General features: G+C 52.3%; 12 protein-coding genes. 4 read left to right on the plus strand and 8 right to left on the minus strand.

Annotated elements, in window-relative coordinates; translation table 11 throughout:
- Positions 1-339 precede the first annotated feature (339 nt).
- Positions 340-2,679 (minus strand): aerobic respiration two-component sensor histidine kinase ArcB, encoded by a 2,340-nt coding sequence (gene arcB, locus AAGQ96_RS19145; RefSeq protein ID WP_342754346.1) that lies wholly within the window; start codon positions 2,677-2,679, stop codon positions 340-342.
- 1,141 nt (positions 2,680-3,820) lie between these two features.
- Between arcB and AAGQ96_RS19150 the strand changes: the two genes are divergently transcribed.
- Both AAGQ96_RS19150 and AAGQ96_RS19155 read left to right on the plus strand, forming a co-directional pair.
- Complete coding sequence (locus AAGQ96_RS19150) at positions 3,821-9,352, plus strand: glutamate synthase-related protein (protein WP_342754347.1); 5,532 nt, start codon at positions 3,821-3,823, stop codon at positions 9,350-9,352.
- Positions 9,353-9,409: 57 nt separating this feature from the next.
- Positions 9,410-11,167 (plus strand): sulfite reductase subunit alpha, encoded by a 1,758-nt coding sequence (locus tag AAGQ96_RS19155; RefSeq protein WP_147200021.1) that lies wholly within the window; start codon positions 9,410-9,412, stop codon positions 11,165-11,167.
- Between the two features lie 41 nt (positions 11,168-11,208).
- Here AAGQ96_RS19155 and AAGQ96_RS19160 read toward each other — a convergent pair whose 3' ends face one another.
- From AAGQ96_RS19160 to zapE, 7 genes are all read right to left on the minus strand, one after another.
- On the minus strand, positions 11,209-11,832 hold the full coding sequence (locus tag AAGQ96_RS19160) for an acyltransferase (protein ID WP_342754348.1): 624 nt from the start codon (positions 11,830-11,832) through the stop codon (positions 11,209-11,211).
- On the minus strand, positions 11,795-12,712 hold the full coding sequence (locus tag AAGQ96_RS19165) for a glycosyltransferase (RefSeq protein ID WP_342754349.1): 918 nt from the start codon (positions 12,710-12,712) through the stop codon (positions 11,795-11,797). The genes AAGQ96_RS19160 and AAGQ96_RS19165 overlap by 38 nt, the downstream gene beginning before the upstream one ends.
- A 350-nt stretch (positions 12,713-13,062) precedes the next feature.
- Positions 13,063-13,557 carry a ClpXP protease specificity-enhancing factor gene (sspB, locus tag AAGQ96_RS19170; RefSeq protein ID WP_147200023.1) on the minus strand — a complete coding sequence of 165 codons (495 nt, stop codon included), beginning with the start codon at positions 13,555-13,557 and terminating at the stop codon, positions 13,063-13,065.
- Positions 13,558-13,562: 5 nt separating this feature from the next.
- Positions 13,563-14,204 (minus strand): stringent starvation protein SspA, encoded by a 642-nt coding sequence (gene sspA, locus AAGQ96_RS19175; protein WP_147200024.1) that lies wholly within the window; start codon positions 14,202-14,204, stop codon positions 13,563-13,565.
- Positions 14,205-14,522: 318 nt separating this feature from the next.
- Entirely contained in the window at positions 14,523-14,915 is a 393-nt protein-coding gene (gene rpsI / locus AAGQ96_RS19180) for a 30S ribosomal protein S9 (RefSeq protein WP_125287074.1), read from the minus strand.
- Positions 14,916-14,930: 15 nt separating this feature from the next.
- Positions 14,931-15,359 (minus strand): 50S ribosomal protein L13, encoded by a 429-nt coding sequence (gene rplM, locus AAGQ96_RS19185; RefSeq protein ID WP_147200025.1) that lies wholly within the window; start codon positions 15,357-15,359, stop codon positions 14,931-14,933.
- Between the two features lie 245 nt (positions 15,360-15,604).
- Positions 15,605-16,732 carry a cell division protein ZapE gene (zapE, locus tag AAGQ96_RS19190; protein ID WP_147200026.1) on the minus strand — a complete coding sequence of 376 codons (1,128 nt, stop codon included), beginning with the start codon at positions 16,730-16,732 and terminating at the stop codon, positions 15,605-15,607.
- 185 nt (positions 16,733-16,917) lie between these two features.
- On the opposite strand from zapE, the gene zapG reads away from it, so the two are divergent.
- Together zapG and degQ are read left to right on the plus strand one after the other, a co-directional pair.
- A complete protein-coding gene (zapG, locus tag AAGQ96_RS19195; protein WP_147200027.1) occupies positions 16,918-17,322 on the plus strand; it encodes a Z-ring associated protein ZapG in 405 nt (134 codons plus the stop codon).
- A 122-nt stretch (positions 17,323-17,444) separates the two neighbouring features.
- Positions 17,445-18,806 (plus strand): serine endoprotease DegQ, encoded by a 1,362-nt coding sequence (gene degQ / locus AAGQ96_RS19200; RefSeq protein WP_147200028.1) that lies wholly within the window; start codon positions 17,445-17,447, stop codon positions 18,804-18,806.
- Positions 18,807-18,854 lie beyond the last annotated feature (48 nt).

The following is an 18,854-nucleotide window of genomic DNA, read 5'->3' on the forward strand; positions in this document are numbered from 1 at the left end:
AGCATTACTGCTAGCGCTTAATGGAACCGGTTACGGTGAGACGTCAATCTAAACCAGACAAAAAGTGGCACAATAGTACATATTTTGAGCAATAACACCGATAAATTCATTCCGTGCTTGACTGTATCACCAAATTAATGTTTTCTGTTTGGAAACGCCGCTCTACTTCACACATTTTAATGAATCTTGTAACATGTGAAGTAGGATTTGCTAAGGTAGTTCCTGAGCGTTTTACCCAATACCGCGCCTGTGCTTTTAAACTCTTAATCTAAGAACAGCACAGGTAACCACTTTCCCTGGTGTTGGCGCAGTATTCGCGCACCCCGGCTTCGGTCGGGGTCATTTTTTTCCCGCTACCGCAACCCACTCTCGCAGTACAGCAACATCGTTTCGCCACTCCTGCTTTAGCTCATCGATCCATTCCTGCACGTTGTCCCACCATGCCGGCAGTTCCGGACTTTGAATCTGTTTTGCCAGCTGCTGTAAATGAACCAGCCCAACCGATCCCGCTGCACCTTTGATTTTATGGCCTTCTTCCGCAATCCCTTTCTGATCGCGCGCGGTCATATTGAGATCCAATACTTCCAGGTAACCTGGCATCATTTGTTCAAACATTTCCAGACTCTGCACAATCAGCTGCGGACCCACCAGTTCAATATATTGCTCCAGCATGGCGACATCCAGTAAACCTAATTTCTTCTCGTCCACTTTTCCCTCCTGAGGGTGTTGCGCATCCTGCTGTTGAAAATCCCAATATTTTTTAATGGTCGCTGTCAGTGCCGGTACGGACAGGGGCTTACTTAAGACGTCGTCCATGCCCGCATCCAGATACTCTTTCTTGTCCTTGAGCACGTTCGCCGTGAGTGCGACCAGCGGCGGTAAAGAACGATTCGCATAGCGACGGTGAATTTCACGGGCAACGTCCAGCCCGGTCATATCGGGTAACTGAATATCCAGTAAAACCAGATCGAATTCGTCAGAGTCAAACAGCGCCAGCGCCTCTTCACCCGTCATGGCAACCTCAACGCTGTTGCCGAGCTTCTCCAGAACGGAACGCGCAACCACTACGTTGAGCTCAATATCTTCCACCAGCATCACGTGCAGTGCAGGCAGCGGCATATCGTCTGCCGGTTGTTCGTCTTCCTGCAATTCCCCGACGCGTGGCGCGTTGATTGTCAAAGTGAAGCAGGACCCCTTACCCGGCGAGCTGCGTACGCTGATATCACCACCCATACTTTGCGCCAGACGACGAGAGACGGCCAGCCCAATGCCTGTTCCGGTCGCGGGTTTGCCGCCGTGCTGGTCTTTCACCTGATAATACATGGCAAAGATTTTATCCTGCTCGTCCTGGGGAATGCCCATCCCTGAATCTTCCACCTCAAACCGCAGGCAGTCTTCGCTCTGATAATTGACCCGCACGATAATGTTGCCCTGCTGAGTAAATTTCACCGCGTTGCCAATCAGGTTCCACAGGATTTGCCGCAGGCGAGTGCCGTCAGTGATGATTTTATGCGGCAGTGGCAGCTGCGGTTCGAGGACAAATCTGAGTCCTTTAGGCTGTACCAGCAGGCCGGAAAGGTTCTCCAGATCGGCGAGGAAGCCCGTGAAATCAATCGGTTGATTATCTAACTGCACTTTGCGGCGTTCGATTTTATCCATCTCAATCACGTCATTAAAAATATTGCCGAGCGTGATGGCGGAGACATGAATAGTTTTCAGGTATTTTTGCTGTTCCTGATTGAGTTCGGTGTCCAGCAATATGCGGCTCAGACCGACGATGCCATTAAGCGGCGTACGAAGCTCGTGACTGATCGTAGAGATAAAAGTGGTCTTCTCCCTGCTGGCGTTCTCTAAAGCGTCCTGGTAGCGCTTACGCTCGGTTATATCGCGCCCGAAGCCCATCAGCCCACTGCGTTTGCCAACACGGTCGTAATACGGCACTTTACGGATCTCAAAGCAGGCTTTACGTCCGTCAGGATATTGCAGCCATTGCTCATAGGTGAGAGAGACGTTGTGGCGGAAGACTTTTTCGTCAGTTTCCAGCACCTTAGTAGCGGCATCTTTATCGTAGACATCGTGCGGGGTCAGGCCAATCAGCTGACGCTCGCTTTTACCAATCAGCAGCTCCATCGCGCGATTGCAGCCGGAAAACTGTTGGTCAATATTGCGATAGAAAACCAGGTCTGGCGACGCATCAAGGAACGAACGCAGGAAAGAAGATTGCTGCTCCAGCTCTATCTGCGCCTGTTCGCGCCTGGCCATCTCCTCGGTGAGCTTATCCATCACCTGTAAACGCGCTTTTTCCGCTTTGATACGGTCAGCGATCTCCTGGTTCAGTTGGGTGATGTTCTCTTTCATCTGCTGGTTAAGTTCCAGATCGCGATGGCGCATCTCTTCCAGCTTGTCCACCAGCCTTGAAAGGCGCTGTCGGGACTCCTCAAGCTGTTCGACCACCACCGAGAGGAAATAAACCGCCCAGGGCGTGATCAGCAGGCCGAAAAAGACCGAGCGCACCATGTCGATGCTTTCGACATGCCCGCGTAACACCATGGTGACAGCCATCTGGACGATCATCGCCAGCACCACCAGCGCCGAGGCCAGCAGCAGGGAGAAGCGTACCAGACCGAGTTTTACCATCAGGTCGACGTAATACTGGGCTAACAGACGAATTTGTTTCATAAAAGATTCCTTCAGACCGGTATCGCCAATCATACCGTAAAAGCCTAAAAGGCCAACTTTGCTGGCATCGGGACTGGCTGCACCGGTTCGGTGCAGCACCGAATGACATTGACTGATTACGCACTCAGCGGACGCAATATCAGAGGCCAGCAAAAATCGACTTTCAGCACAAACGGAATACACATTCCCCGAGACAATTCGCCTTTTTAAGGCTAAGGCTAAGCGTTTCCGGCAGGGCATAAACAGAACGGCCTTGCTCAGAGGCAAAGCTTGATATAGTACGAATACAACACAGGAAAAGCGGCATTCCAGCTGGCCTGGCAAAGCAAAAGTTGCTATCTCATTCACTGCTTTTGACGCTTAAAACATTTCGTGGCTACGTTGTAAAAAGCCCCCCGTTAACTCATTCCATTAATTGCATAATCTGTGCCGTAGTTTTCATAACAAATTGCATTTCTACCTAATGCATTTCATAGCGATGCCCTGTTTGTGGCCATTACACCTCGCTTATTCATCGCATAAAAATTCACATTAACCGACAATTTAATCACACCATGCCTGATTAATTTTACTAATGATGAAGCGTGGTTTAATTCAAATAAGCCACATCCTTAAAAACAGTTCTTTTCAGTAAGTAACCCCATTTTCTTAGCATTTTCTGCTACCAATAACCCCAGCACCAGCATGGTGCAGAGATTTGCCGCCTGCACTACAGTGAGACAGCTCACACTTCCCGCCTGTCGGGTGGCGAAACTCTCGACATTAAAAACAGTAACAAATACTTATTATTCAAAAAGATAAACCAATGAGATGGCCTAAAAGGCTCCGTAAGGACGCTATTTGACCTGAGTTCGCTTTCCCGATAAGTTGGAAATCCGCTGGATGCGTTCCTGACGGGCCAGTGTCTCGGCATATCTATGCAGCAAGAAGACTCCCTCAAGAAGCAAGTTACCTCCAGGTAAGAGAGCCGGAAATCAGAGCAGTCCCACACAGGACGCCATTAAAAGGCGGGGTCATGCCCGGCAAAACGGCAGCCGCCAACAGGCGGTCAGGAAAAACGATACAGAGCCTGGGCGACCCAGCTGCATTCTGTGCTTGAAATAACGTAGGTAATGTCAAAAGAAGTTTAAGGAGGCCCGCAATGTCCAATCCAAAACCTTATCCCTATGGCCTGTACGATCCCTCTAAAGACAGCGATAGCTGCGGCGTGGGCTTTATTACACGTAAGGACGGCGAGCAGACTCATGAGATCCTTCAGATGGCGCACAGCGCGCTTTGCACGGTCCCTCACCGCGGCGGTATGTCGGCGGAAGGCGTGGGTGATGGTGCTGGGGTTAACGTGGATATCTCCCTGCACTTCTTTCGCAAGATTACCGGCCAGCCACTGATTACCGGCCGTTTCGGCGTGGGTAACTTCTTTGTTTCCAAAGACAGCGAGCTGCGCGCCAACGGTGAACGCCTGGTAGAAGAAACGCTGGCTACTTACGGCCTTGGCGTCATTTTAAAACGCGAAATGCCGCTGGATGTCAGCGTACTGCGCCCGGCCGCCATTCAGTTTCAGCTGCCCATCGTGCAGTGGATTTTCAGCGCGCCTCAAGACGTTGTCGATCAAAATGATTTCGAGAAACGCATCTACCGTGCGTTGCTGGATATCGAAGCGCGCGCCTTTACCGAGAGCGATTTTGGCGGACTTTATCCGCTTTCCCTTTCTTCTCGTACCCAGGTTTTCAAGGCGCGCCTGAACTCAAATGAAGTGATTCCTTACTTCAAAGATCTGACCGATCCGGATCATCAGATACGCGGGCTGTTCTTCCATACTCGCTTCTCTACCAATACCGATCCGCATACGACGATGGCTCAGCCGTTCCGCCTGATGGCACATAACGGCGAGCTGAATACCGACCGTAAAAACCGCATCGCGGAATCGGCGCTGGCGCTGGCACGCGGTAAAAAAATCGTGCGGCCAAAAGGCCAGTCAGACAGCTCCCGTCTGGATCAGAGTATCCACAGCCGTCTGATGGAAGATAACCTTGATTTGATCAACGCCGTGGTATCCATGATGCCACCCGCGTGGGAAAACGACGATACGCTGTCGGAAGACGTCCGTGCGATGCTGGAATACTTCTCTTTATATGAAGAGAAAAATGATGGCCCTGCCGCGCTGATCTTCGGCAACGGTGAAATCATCGGCGCTCGTCTTGACCGTCTGGGCCTGCGTCCACTGCGTTCTGTTGAGACAGCAGACTATATCGGCGCGATGTCTGAAGCAGGCCAGATTGCCTTCCCACCAGAAAGCGTTCTGCGTCGTGGCCGTATCGAAGCGGGCGGGATGCTCTATTACGATCACAGCGAAAAACGCAGCTATACCACGCTCGAAGCGCTGGAGAAGCTGGCGAAAGAGAAAGATTATCCGTCTCTGCTGGAACAGGCACGCGTCACGTTGCAGGAGCTGCCCATCGTGCCCGCAGAAAAGCAGGGCTCGCCGCTGCGCTACCGTGGCGACCTGAAAACCTATCAGCGCTTTGTGGCTTACTACTATAACCAGGAAAGCTTCAAGTTCATGATGGACCCGATGCTGAACACCGGCGCGGAGAAGATCTCGGCAATGGGTTACGGCAACGCCATCAACGGCCTGTCCGATCACGAAGGCGGCATGGCGCACTATTTCTCGCAGCGCTTTGCTCAGGTGACTAACCCACCGTTAGACTCGATTCGCGAAATCGATGGCATGACGCTGCGCGTAGCGTTAGGCGCTAAACCGCATCTGGGCCGCAGCAAAGGCCGTCAGATCGTTGTGCCTACGCCGATCCTGACCCATCTGGATATGCTGCAACTGCGTGAGCAAAAAGTGGCGCCTTACGCACGCTTTGAAATGCTTTATGTCCCTGTTGTCGGCACCGATGCACAAAGCCGTGCCGCCAACGCAGACGCGCTGGAAAAAGCCATTGATGACCTTGCTCAGCAAGTTGTGGACTTTGCCCGTGAGCAAGGCGGCATTGCGGTTTTGACCGACCGCCATATCTCTTCCACGCATGCCGGGATCCCGATGCTGCTGATGGTTTCTGCCATCAATCAGCGTTTGGTACAGGAAGGTTTGCGCCTGGACGTCTCTCTGGTTGTGGAAAGCGGTCAGAGCATCTCTTCGCACCATATTGCTGCGGCGCTCGGCTTCGGTGCTTCGGCAATTTATCCGCTGGGCGTACAGATGCGTGCAGAAGAGAAATTTGGTGAAGGCGAAGAAGGCAACAAGGCCTTCAAGCGCTACGCCAAAGCGGCTGAAAAAGCGCTGATGAAAACCATGGGTAAAGTGGGCCTCTGTACGGTGGAAAGCTACAGCTGCGGCGAATTCTTTGAGCCTAACTTCCTGAATACCGACGATCCGGTATTGAAGAAATATTTCCCGAATATCAAGACGCCGGTGGGTGGTGCAGGCTTCGCCACTATTGCCCAGATGGCCGTCGACTGGCATCAAAGCGCGCTGAGAATTCAGGGTGAGTCCGAAGTGCCATTGTTGGGTCTGTTTAAAGAACGTGCGGAGGGTGCGGGCCACTCATACGGCACTATCGCAGTACGTACCTTCATTGATATGACCGAGCAGCCGGTACGCTTCGCCGACAAACCACGTGAAGAAGATCGGTTTATCCGCCTGATGACGCTGGCCAAGCTTGATAACGCCTTCAGCATCAAACCGGAGTCGTTTGCTGACAGCAGCTTTGAACGTATCCCGAACGCGGTGATCGACAGCTTTACCATCACGCCTGACTATCGCGAATTCTCCAGCCAGATGCATGAAGAACGTAAACGTCGTCCGGCCGCGCTGCGCGATATCCTGACCTTCCCTGCCGATCTGACCCACGTGGACAGTGAAGCGGAATTTGCCCGCAAACTGGGCCGCTATTCTTTGATTAATAACGGCTTTGCCGTACGCGGGCTGATTTGTGAAGCAACCGACGCCAGCGCCGGTCATTTTACGCTGCGCCTGTCCGATTCCATTCAGGGGCTGAAAGCTGAGAATGAACGCCTTGCCGCTCTTTCCGCCGCATTGAAAAGCCGCTTCGGTGAGGAAATTGCCAGCGGTGAGATTACGCCAGACGGCCTGCAAATTACCGCGCTGGGCAAAGCGGCAGACTATTTGTCGCGGATCTTTACCGCTGCGCCTTCACTGCCGCTAAGTGAAATCCAGCCCGCCAGCGAAATTACCCGCACCTTCGCTTCCGGTGCGATGAGTCATGGCGCACTGGTTGCGCCGGCTCACGAAGCGGTAGCGCACGGCACCAACATGGTTGGCGGCATGAGCAACTGCGGCGAAGGCGGCGAACACTATTCGCGTCATGGAACGATCCGCGCCTCACGCATTAAGCAGCTGGCTTCCGGCCGCTTTGGCGTCTGGGCGGCATACCTCGCCGATCCGATGCTGGAAGAGTTAGAAATTAAGATCGGTCAGGGTGCAAAACCGGGTGAAGGCGGCCAGCTGCCTGCGCCAAAAGTAACGGTGGAAATCGCCGCGGCTCGTGGCGGTACGCCTGGCGTTGAGCTGGTTTCACCGCCGCCGCACCACGACACCTATTCCATTGAAGATCTGGCGCAGCTGATCCATGACTGCAAAGCCGCTCGCGTGCGCGTCATTGTGAAACTGGTTTCTTCCGAAGGCATTGGCACCATTGCTGTCGGCGTGGCAAAAGCAGGCGCGGATGTGATCAACGTCGCGGGCAATACCGGCGGTACAGGTGCGGCGTCCGTTACCAGCCTGAAATATACCGGCCGCGTGGCGGAAATCGGCATCGCGGAAGTTCACCAGGCACTGTGCGCTAACGGCCTGCGTGAAAAAGTGCAGCTACGCTGTTCAGGCGCGCAGCAAACCGGCAGCGACGTGGTGAAATCAGCGCTGCTGGGCGGCGACAGCTTCGAATTCGGCACCACTGCATTGATGATGCTGAAATGTGTGATGGCGAAAAACTGTAACGTGAAATGCCCGGCCGGCCTGACGACCAACGCCGAAGCTTTTGATGGCGATCCGCGTCAGCTGGCACAGTATTTCATCAACGTGGCTCACGAAGTGCGTGAGATCCTCGCTCGCCTCGGTTTGCGTTCTCTGCGCGAAGCGCGTGGCCGCTCCGATCTGCTGCACCTGATGGATCACCCACTGGAAGTGGGCAGACTGGATTTGCGCGCCATGCTCACCGTGGTCCCAGAACTGAAAATTGCTCATCCGGTTTATCTGGAAAAAGATTTCGAACTGGACGACAGCTGGCTAACTCAGTTGACCAACGCGCTGGTCGATCAGGGCAGCGAGACGCTTGAGCTGGGTAACGGCGCAACGCTGAACAACCGCAACAAAAGCGTTGGCGGACAGCTGGCGATTGATATCGAACGCATGCTGAACCACAAGCTCGACGCGCGTCAGCTGAAGGCCATGCCTGCCGTCCTGAGTGACGATCGCGGTCGTCACTATCTGGCACCCGCCACGGTCAGGATTGCGACCGCCGGCTCAGCAGGCCAGTCTTACGGCGTATTCTGCAACGACGGCATGCAGCTGCAACATTACGGCACCTGTAACGATGGCGTAGGTAAAGGCCAGTGCGGTGGCGAAATCGTGGTGATGTCGCCAGGCGGCGGCTCGCAGGATGCGGAAGGCAACGTGCTGATTGGTAACTTTGCGCTGTTCGGTGCCACCGGTGGGCGTCTGTTTGTTCAGGGTCAGGCTGGCGACCGTTTTGCGGTGCGTAACTCAGGTGCCACGGCTGTTGTTGAAGGCGTCGGCGATTTCTGCTGTGAATATATGACTAACGGCGCGGTGCTGAATCTGGGCACTTACGGCACCGGCTTCGGTAACGGCATGAGCGGCGGTTTCGCTTACCAGTACGATCCCTATGGATCGCTGGCAAAATCCGCAGCGGGAGATTCGGTGCTGTTCGGCTCGATCACCGACGACAACGAAATGGCAAAAGCCCATAAGCAGGCTGTGCTGACCATGCTGCACTGGCATCTGGAAGCGACCCACTCGCCGCGTGCTGCCTGGCTGCTGGCACACTGGGAAACCGAGTCTCAGCATTTCGTTTACGTGATGCCACGCTCGCTGCTGTTGTATCAGGACAGCGCCGAGATCCTCAAGGCAAAAGCGCGTAAAGATTTGCTGGAAGAGCTGTCTACAGCGCTGGCAGCGCATCAGGTTGCAAAATTTAAAGCGGCCTGGCGCAACAAGACCACCATCGCCAATGGTGCGGTACCGGCTTATGGAGCAACCGATACGCAGGAAATGTTCGTACTGCTCAATAACTACACCGTGCTGAGCTTTGCCCAGCAGCTGGCGCTCTCTCGCCTGCCGAAAGGCACTTCTGTTGAGAACGCAGCGGTAGAGAAAGCGGTGCGTAACCTGTTGATGACGGAAGATTTTGCGTTAATCAGCAAGCTACAGCGTCATGCTCGTTCAGCGATTGAAAACTACAGCGATGACGAACTGGCCTGCCTGATTGCGGCAAAACGTATGGCGGATTACAAGGCGGCACTGACGCAGCGTAATATCCGCTCCATGGATAGCCTGGCGACTTATGGCTGGATCATTTATCAGGATGCGCGTAACCGCGAAGTGTTAGGCGGACTGCCTGATTTTGAGGAACTGTTTGCCCGTGCCGCGCTGCCAGAGATTGCCGCTGCCGTTGGCAAATTATCCTGAGTAAATGAAACGACTTTCTAAAGAACATAACGAAACGGGACTGAGTACGGATAACCCATGAAAATTCCTTATATTCCTGAAGACGCGCCATTTAATGGCGATCAGAAATACTGGCTGGCAGGTTTCCTTGCCGGACTGCATTCACGCCTGCTGGTGTTGGAAGATCGCCCACAGGTCGCTGGTGCTACTGGCGCAGCAACCACAACACAGCTGCATATCCTGTTTGGCTCGCAAACCGGAAATGCCGAAGCGCTGGCCCAAACGGCGGCCAAATCTGCGCGCGATCAGGGGCTGGTCCCTGTGGTACAGGCGCTGGGCGAAGTCGATATCGACGTGTTTGCCACGATGCGTCACGTGCTGGTTATCACCTCAACCTATGGCGAAGGCGAAATGCCTGATAATGCTCAGCTGTTCTGGCAGGCGATCTCCGCCAGTACCGCGCCGCGTCTGGAGCAGATGAACTTTGCCGTGCTGGCGATTGGCGATACGGGTTACGACGGATTTTGTCAGGCCGGTAAGTTTATCGATATGCGTCTGGAGCAATTGGGTGCTAAGCGTCTGGCCGATCGTATCGATTGTGATATCGATTATGAAGAGCCTTCGCACCAGTGGCTGGTGGGTTCCATGCCGCAGTTTGCCGCCAGCGCAGGCAGCAGCGGCAAAGCACTCGAAAACCGTCCTGAAGCGCCGGTCATTCCAGGCAGCAATAAACAGAATCCTTACGCCGCAGCGTTAATCACCAACAAGCGGCTCTCCGGTGCGGAGTCGGACAAAGATATCCGTCACTTTGAGTTTGATTTAACCGACAGCGGATTGACCTATGAAGCGGGCGATGCGCTGGGCGTGATCCCGGTTAACGATCCGACACTGGTCAACTTACTGCTGTCACAGCTGAATGCAGACTATGACACGCCGGTCTCTGGCTTTGATCGAAGCCTGGGCGATTTACTGACTTACCAGTTTGAGATCTCAGAACCTTCCCGCAAGCTGATTGAGTGGGTCGGCCAGAACACCACGAATCAGGAGCTGCGCCACGTACTACAGCATGATGATAAAGATGCGATGGGCGTTTGGCTGTGGGGTAAAGATTCTCTGGATCTGCTGCAGCTGGAACTGGCGCGTACGCTGAGCATTCCTGAATTTGTCGCATTACTGCGTCCTTTACAGCACCGTGCTTATTCAATTTCTTCCAGCTCTAAAGCGCATCCTAATCAGGTGCATCTGACCATCGCTTCCGTGCGTTATCACAGCGGTGGGCGTGCCCGTAACGGTGTCTGTTCAACTTATCTGGCCGAGCGTGTGGGGCGGGGTGAAAAACCGGCTATCTTTATTTCGCCGAATAAAGCTTTCCGCGTTCCTGCCAACAACGACGCGCCGCTAATTATGATCGGGCCAGGCACGGGTATCGCGCCTTTCCGTGCCTTCTTGCAGGAACGCCAGGCAACGGGTGCTAAAGGTAAGAACTGGCTGTTCTTTGGCGATCAGCGTCTTGAGCACGATTTTATCTATCAGGATGAGCTGCAAGGCTGGCAGAACAACGGTCTTCTGACCCGACTGGATCTGGCATTCTCCCGCGATCAGGCTAAAAAGATTTACGTGCAAAATCGCATGCTGGAACAGGGTGCTGAGCTGTATGCCTGGTTGCAGGAAGGTGCATACTTCTATGTTTGCGGCGATGCATCGCGAATGGCAAAAGATGTGGATAAAGCTTTGTATCAGGTGATCACACAGTTCGGCGGACTTTCTGCTGAACGTGCTGCCGACTACGTCGACCAGTTGAAGAAAGAGAAACGCTACCTGCGTGACGTTTACTAAGCCCGGTGACTGGCAGCTGCGGCTGTCAGTCATTAGCCGCTTTACTCAAGATATCTGACCACTTTTGCCGGATTACCCATTGCGACAGCGTAATCCGGCACATCAGTTCTGACCACGCTGCCTGCGCCGATAACGGCATGCCTGCCGACGGTGACGCCTTTAAGAATAATGGCCCCCATTCCTATCCATGCATGCTCTTTAATGTGCACCGGCCTTACAATGATGCGCGAAGCTTCATCCTTGAGTCCACGTCCTGTACAGGGATGGCCATCACTGTCCATCAGCGTAACGTTAGGGCCGAAAATCACATTGTCCTCAATCGTGACACGTTGATAAGCCACGATTGCCGTACCTTGCAGCACAACATTGTTTCCAACCACAATATTGCCTGCTTCCCGCTCGTTCAGCTTCACGATGGTGAACTTAAGCTTGCCACAATGAAATGCCAACCTGTCGACTGACTCCATATAAACGCCATGGCCTGTTACAATCTTTTTTTCAAAGTCCCCGAGGTCAATAACGTCCTTTCGGTAAATGTCATCTTTGACCCAGGTTAACGTAATATCAGGCACGCCAGAAATAGTAACATCCGTCGGCAAATCCGTGCAAAATTTATAAGCTGTAGAGTCAGGACTGATATAAATATTTTCGTATAAAGGCATCATTACCTTCCTGGTTTTGATCGGCATACTGACGAATAACTTTATTAAGCGAAAACTTACTCTCACCTAAATCGCACCCGTAAAAAGAGGTTTGCCATAGCTGATATTTTTGATGGATTTTCTTTCCGGCCGTTTCGGAATCATTTTTATGATCCTGAACGAGTTTATCATGAGGAAAATGTATCGAGCAGAGACGCCTGTTCACAATGAACCGGTTATTTTGCATAAAAAGCCTGACGCCTAAATCAACATCTTCACCGCCCCAACAGTTAAAAGCCTCATCAAAAAGCCCGGCATTCATCAACGCTTTTTTTTCTGCCGAGACATGGCACGTCCAGAAAATATCAAAAGGCGCGGGCCAGCTGGAAACATTATAACCAAACTCGTTATATTGATTTTGCCTGATGTCCAGGGCATTCATTTTTTCCAGCATGTCTATCGCGCCACTGACATTATCAGATGACACCAGCGAGGAGATGTCAGCCATCATGGCTTCTTCCACTTCAAAGCCATAAACGTAGCCAATGCAAACGGCCGGCACGAGACTGTCATGATGCAGCTTCAAATGCAGAGATAAAGCATCCTGATGAAGTAATACGCCAGCATCCGTAAAGACGATATATTTTCCTTCTGCGGCTGTAATGCCAATATTTCTTGCTTTCCCGGCTCGAAAACCCTTATCAGGCTGCCAGTAATAGCGAATATTTAACCGTTCTTTGTAGTCGGCGCAGAGTATCTCAGTATTATCACTGCCGCCATCATCAACGACAATAACTTCGAACGCATTTTTATTGAGCGACTGATTGACCAGTGCCTCAAGACTCTTTTTAAGTAAATCCTTTCGATTATAGGTAGGAATAATGACGCTTATTTTTATTTCCATTATGGCAATACCTTATGTCCTTTGAAGGAGTTCCTTCAAAAAAAGATTATTGACGATAAAAGAGAAGCGCAGAAACATTAGTAATTTTTAATAATTAGTTCAACAAATTTACGTTACCGACCGCGTGTTTATTATTAAAGATTGATCAAAATCAATACAGATAATTTTACTGACAATTTCGGACGCTATAATTATTCAAAAACCTTAAAGTAACCAAAAACGGCCAATATATAATAAAGATATTTCCTGATTAAATAGCGTTACCGGACAGCCTCCCCGCTAATTTTAGCGCCGGAAGATTTATCGCAGGCAAAAAAAAACCAGCCCGTTGGCTGGACTGGTTTTTAGCACTATTTCACGACGCGTAATGCCGGACGTCCACCGCGTGGCGGCGGGTCGTCAGGATTATCATCATCGCTCTGCTCGCTGTCATCAGGGCGATCGCCATCAATCACTGACATCACCGTTTCGGGTGATTCATCCTGGTCTGCGGGATTGTATTCCCCGGCAGCTTCATAGACTGGTTCAGGCTCAAACATAGTGCCCGCACCGTTTTCACGCGCGTAGATAGCCATTACCGCTGCAAGCGGAACGGTAACCTGACGAGGTACACCACCAAAGCGGGCGTTAAACGTCACCTCATCGTTACCGAGTTCCAGGTTGCCGACGGCACGTGGCGCGATATTCAGAACGATCTGCCCATCGCGTGCGTACTCAAGCGGCACCATCACACCCGGCAGATTGATATCGACCACCAGGTGTGGCGTCAATTGGTTATCTAACAGCCAGTCATAAAATGCCCGTAACAGATAAGGACGACGAGCGGTTAATTGCGACATTTCCATGGTAATCAGCCCCGCGTATGCAGGCGCATTTCACGTTCCGCTTCCGTCAGGGAAGCGAGGAAGGAATCACGCTCAAAGACGCGCGTCATATAGCCTTTCAGCTCTTTAGAACCTGCGCCAATCAGTTCAATGCCCATCTGCGGCAGACGCCACAGCAGCGGTGCCAGGTAGCAATCTACCAGGCTGAACTCTTCGCTCATGAAGAACGGCGTACGGGAAAACAGCGGAGCGATTGCCAGCAGCTCTTCACGCAGTTGCTTGCGTGCAGCTTCTGCTTCCTGCGCCGTACCGTTCTCAACTTTACGCATCAGGCTGTACCAGTCCTGCTCAACACGGTGCATCATCAGACGGCTTTCACCGCGAGCAACCGGGTAAACAGGCATTAATGGCGGATGCGGGAAGCGCTCATCAAGGTATTCCATGATGATACGAGATTCGTACAGTGTCAGTTCGCGATCGACCAGCGTCGGGACAGTACGGTACGGATTGAGGTCAATCAGATCCTGGGGCAGGCTATCCATTTCTACCTGCTCGATCTCTACGCTGACACCTTTTTCCGCCAGCACGATACGTACCTGATGGCTAAAAATATCAGACGGACCAGAAAACAGCGTCATTACCGAACGTTTGTTGGCAGCGACAGCCATGTAAACCTCCAAGTTTATCCAGAAAATTACTGCGCAAGCCCGCCACGCGGCGAACAACCTGCTTAATAAAAAGCCAGTAGCAGCGACAAAGCCAAAGCAAACCTGGTCAGGTACACCTGCATCACCGCCCTGCTAATGGGCACAAAGTGACACACAGTTTATCAGATTTCAGACAGCTTGTGGGGGCAGGAATAAGGATTTGACGGGAAAATGCGAAAGCCCGTCGCGTTTTGTTGCTGTGGTAAGAAAAAAGGCAAGAAAAAAACCCGGTGCAAGCACCGGGTTTTTCGATAATTGACGCTGCCGAAGCAGAGTAAATTAACGTTTGGAGAACTGTGGACGGCGACGTGCTTTACGCAGACCGACTTTCTTACGTTCAACCTGACGCGCATCACGAGTAACGAAGCCAGCTTTACGCAGTTCGCCACGCAGTGACTCGTCGTATTCCATCAGAGCGCGGGTGATACCGTGACGGATCGCACCAGCCTGACCAGAAATACCACCACCTTTAACGGTGACGTACAGATCGAATTTACCAACCAGATCCAGCAGTTCCAGCGGCTGGCGAACTACCATGCGGGCAGTTTCGCGACCGAAGTACTGTTCCAGAGAACGCTGGTTGATTACGATGTTACCACTGCCCGGCTTGATAAATACGCGAGCGGTAGAGCTTTTGCGGCGACCAGTGCCGTAGTTTTGATTCTCAGCCATTGCCTGTAATCCCGATTAAATGTCAAGAACTTGCGGTTGCTGTGCCGCATGGTTGTGCTCGTTGCCCGCGTAAACTTTCAGTTTACGGTACATAGCACGACCCAGCGGGCCCTTTGGCAGCATGCCTTTAACCGCGATTTCAATCACACGCTCAGGACGGCGAGCAATCATCTCTTCGAAGGTCGCTTGCTTGATACCACCGATGTGGCCAGTGTGATGATAGTAAATCTTATCAGTACGCTTGTTACCGGTTACGGCAACTTTCTCAGCGTTCAGAACGATAATGTAATCACCGGTATCAACGTGCGGAGTGTATTCCGCTTTGTGCTTACCGCGCAGACGACGGGCCAATTCGGTCGCTAAACGACCTAAAGTTTTGCCTGTCGCGTCAACAACATACCAGTCACGTTGGACGGACTCTGGCTTAGCTGTAAAAGTTTTCATCTAAAAGCTTACCCAAATTAAGTTACACGTTGGTGAAATCCCAAACGCTTGAATAAACGGTTGAGGCTCACACGACCATCTCGACCAGCAAGCCCACCCCTTCGGATAGAGTTACTGGAACACAAAGAGTTTTGGGAAAAAAACCTTTGCTGTAACGTGGGGTCGCAAGATTATAGAGAAGTCGCCCGCAAAGCGCGACCCCTTTTTACAATTAAATGCGCCCTGCTGCCCTGAATTTTCTTGTCTCAGGGCAGATGCGACAGCTTCAGGTACTCCTCGCTTTGCATCTCCTGGAGACGCGAGACGCAGCGCTGATATTCAAACTTCAGTCGCGCGCCCTGGTAGATCTCAAACAGCGAGGCCTCCGCAGAGACTACCAGCTTAACGTGCCGCTCGTAAAACTCATCGACCAGCGCCAGAAAACGCCGGGCCTGATCTTCCGTTTTATAAATCATCACCGGCACGTTAAACAGCAGCACGCTGTGGAAGCGGCGCGACAGTTCAATGTAATCGTGCTGGCTGCGTCCTTCGCCGCACAGCGTCAGGAAATCCATGGCGACTACCCCATCCGCCACGCCCAGCGTCGGCATTTTACGATGATTAATGTCGAGAACCGGTTTTTCTGTGCGGCTTTCACCTGAAAGCGCAATAAACAGACGATCCATCTCCTGCGTCGTCTCGTCGTTTAGCGGCACTTTCCACAGGTGGGCAGAGGTCAACGTACGCAAACGATAGTCAATTCCGGCATCAACATTCATGATGTCGCAGTGCTGTTTAATCATTTCAATGGCCGGCAGGAAGCGTGCGCGCTGGAGGCCGTTGCGATAAAGCTCGTCCGGTGGAATATTGGAAGTGGCGACCAGAGTAATTCCACGGGCAAACAATGCTTCCATCAAGGTACCCAGCAGCATCGCATCGGTAATATCAGAGACAAAGAATTCATCAAAGCACAACAGGTCAGTTTCGCTTTTGAAACGATCGGCGACAATTTGTAGCGGATCGCTTTGTCCTTGCAGGCCCGTGAGTTCCTGATGCACGCGCAGCATAAAACGATGGAAGTGCAATCGCTGCTTACGCTCGCCAGGAATTGCCTGAAAAAACATATCCATCAGCCAGGTTTTTCCTCGCCCTACGCCGCCCCACATATAGAGCCCGCGAACCGGTGTTAACGACGCGTTTTTACTCTTTCCCATCAGCTTATTCAGCTTGCCAAACAGCCCTTTTGCAGGCGGTTCCGCCTCCGGGCTGGCGCGGGTTAGCGCCTGATAAATCCCGTCCAGACGGGTTATTGCTTCACGTTGAATATCATCCGGCCGGAACGACCCATTTTCCAGTGCCTGCTGATAGCGCTGCACAGGTGACTTCGTTTGCATAGATTCACATTCCCTGAAATATTTGGTGCGTCAGGCTGTTGATTGTCGAAAAAAAGCTCGTTCTACACTAAGCGATGCAGCCTCAGGATTCCACTTCCGTAAGATTAGCGGTTATAGTGACGGGTAATGAATCGGCAACAGCCGGACGTTACTACGGAACAACAGAAGACAACACGGGAGTTATTATGACCTGGGAATACGCGCTTATTGGGTTGGTAGTTGGGTTAATTATCGGCGCTCTGGCCATGCGTTTTGGTAATAAAAAACTGCGGGAACAGCGTAGCCAGCAGTATGAACTGGAAAAAACAAAGGCTGAACTGGCCGATTATCGTGAAGAGCTGACCAGTCACTTCGCGCAAAGCGCTGAGCTGCTGGATAACATGGCGCGCGACTATCGCCAGCTTTATCAACATATGGCAAAAGGCTCTAATGACCTGCTGCCTAATCTGCCGGGCGAAAAAAATCCTTTCGCTTATCAGCTGACCGAATCTGAAGCTGACAACGACCAGTCACCGGTACAGATGCCGCGTGATTATCCTGATTCAGCGACCGGCCTGCTTCGCAGCGACCGTGCGACTCACGAAAAATAATCAGACTTAAGGGCGCTATGCGCCCTTTTTGCTGCCTGAATTCTGACGATTTGTTAAAATGACTGCGTAGCAGTACTAACCACTGAGTAACCTTTCCTTTCCTGGTAGCGAGAACGTTTGCGATGAAGAAAAAATCCTTACTGTTAAGTGCATTAGCCTTGAGTATTGGTATGAGTCTTGCCCCGCAGGCGTTAGCTACGCTTCCGGCACAAATTCAGGGACAGGCCGTCCCCAGCCTTGCCCCTATGCTGGAAAAAGTCCTGCCTGCGGTTGTGAGCGTGCATGTTGAAGGTACCCAGACGCAGGCGCAGGAAATCCCTGAGCCGCTGAAACGCTTTTTTGGTCAGCAGGATCAAGGCAACGAACAGCCGCAGCCGTTTGAAGGTTTGGCTTCCGGCGTGGTGATTAACGCTGAAAAAGGCTATGTACTGACGAATAATCACGTCGTTAACGGCGCGAACAAAATTAGCGTGCAGCTGAGCGACGGCCGCGAATTTGACGCCAAACTGATTGGACACGACGAACAGACCGATATTGCGCTTATTCAGATCCCCGGCGCGAAAGGCCTTACCCAGGTCAACGTTGCCGACTCTGACCAGCTGAAGGTGGGCGATTTTGCCGTTGCGATCGGTAATCCGTTCGGGCTTGGGCAGACGGCGACATCCGGGATTATCTCAGCGCTGGGCCGTAGCGGTTTGAATCTTGAAGGTCTGGAAAACTTTATCCAGACCGATGCGGCGATTAACCGCGGTAACTCCGGCGGCGCGCTGGTGAACCTGAACGGGGAATTAATTGGCATCAACACCGCCATTCTTTCCTCAGCGGGCGGCAATATCGGTATTGGCTTCGCCATCCCGGCGAACATGGCAATGAATCTTGCGCAGCAGCTCATCGACTTTGGCGAAGTGAAGCGCGGCCAGTTGGGGATCAGAGGGACAGAAATGACCTCTGAAATGGCGAAAGCTTTTAACGTTGAGGCTCAGCGCGGCGCCTTCGTTAACGAGGTTTTACCAGGCTCAGCCGCAGCGAAAGCCGGTATTAAAGCGGGCGACATCATTACCATGCTGGATGGTAAACCGATTGATAGCTTTGCGGCGCTGAGAGTCAAAATCGGCACCACTGCCCCAGGCAAAGAGGTGAAGGTTGGATTGCTGCGTGAAGGCAAGCCACAGACGCTCGCCGTCAAGCTGGATACCAGCAGCCAGACGACCGCCAGCGCTGAATTGCTGACGCCTGCTCTGCAAGGTGCCACCCTGAGCGATGGCGCAGCGAAAGACGGCACTAAAGGCGTCAACGTGGACAGCGTGGAGAAATCAACGCCGGCCGAACAGTTTGGCCTGCAAAAAGGCGACGTCATTGTTGGGCTGAACCGTAGCCGCGTGGAGAACCTGGCTGAACTGCGCAAACTGCTGGCGGCAAAACCGACGTTGCTGGCGCTGAACATCATCCGCAATAATGAGAGTATCTACCTGCTTTTACGCTAAAACTGATGCGGACACCTGCGTGTCCGCTTAACTCATGCTATCCTGCCC

Source organism: Pantoea sp. MBD-2R (genome assembly GCF_039134845.1).
Taxonomy (GTDB): domain Bacteria; phylum Pseudomonadota; class Gammaproteobacteria; order Enterobacterales; family Enterobacteriaceae; genus Erwinia.

Bases quoted from the DNA above. Each gene is read 5' to 3' on its own strand.
- arcB (WP_342754346.1), bottom strand. From the start codon at position 2,679: ATGAAACAAATTCGTCTGTTAGCCCAGTATTACGTCGACCTGATGGTA.
- AAGQ96_RS19150 (WP_342754347.1), top strand. From the start codon at position 3,821: ATGTCCAATCCAAAACCTTATCCCTATGGCCTGTACGATCCCTCTAAA.
- AAGQ96_RS19155 (WP_147200021.1), top strand. From the start codon at position 9,410: ATGAAAATTCCTTATATTCCTGAAGACGCGCCATTTAATGGCGATCAG.
- AAGQ96_RS19160 (WP_342754348.1), bottom strand. From the start codon at position 11,832: ATGATGCCTTTATACGAAAATATTTATATCAGTCCTGACTCTACAGCT.
- AAGQ96_RS19165 (WP_342754349.1), bottom strand. From the start codon at position 12,712: ATGGAAATAAAAATAAGCGTCATTATTCCTACCTATAATCGAAAGGAT.
- sspB (WP_147200023.1), bottom strand. From the start codon at position 13,557: ATGGAAATGTCGCAATTAACCGCTCGTCGTCCTTATCTGTTACGGGCA.
- sspA (WP_147200024.1), bottom strand. From the start codon at position 14,204: ATGGCTGTCGCTGCCAACAAACGTTCGGTAATGACGCTGTTTTCTGGT.
- rpsI (WP_125287074.1), bottom strand. From the start codon at position 14,915: ATGGCTGAGAATCAAAACTACGGCACTGGTCGCCGCAAAAGCTCTACC.
- rplM (WP_147200025.1), bottom strand. From the start codon at position 15,359: ATGAAAACTTTTACAGCTAAGCCAGAGTCCGTCCAACGTGACTGGTAT.
- zapE (WP_147200026.1), bottom strand. From the start codon at position 16,732: ATGCAAACGAAGTCACCTGTGCAGCGCTATCAGCAGGCACTGGAAAAT.
- zapG (WP_147200027.1), top strand. From the start codon at position 16,918: ATGACCTGGGAATACGCGCTTATTGGGTTGGTAGTTGGGTTAATTATC.
- degQ (WP_147200028.1), top strand. From the start codon at position 17,445: ATGAAGAAAAAATCCTTACTGTTAAGTGCATTAGCCTTGAGTATTGGT.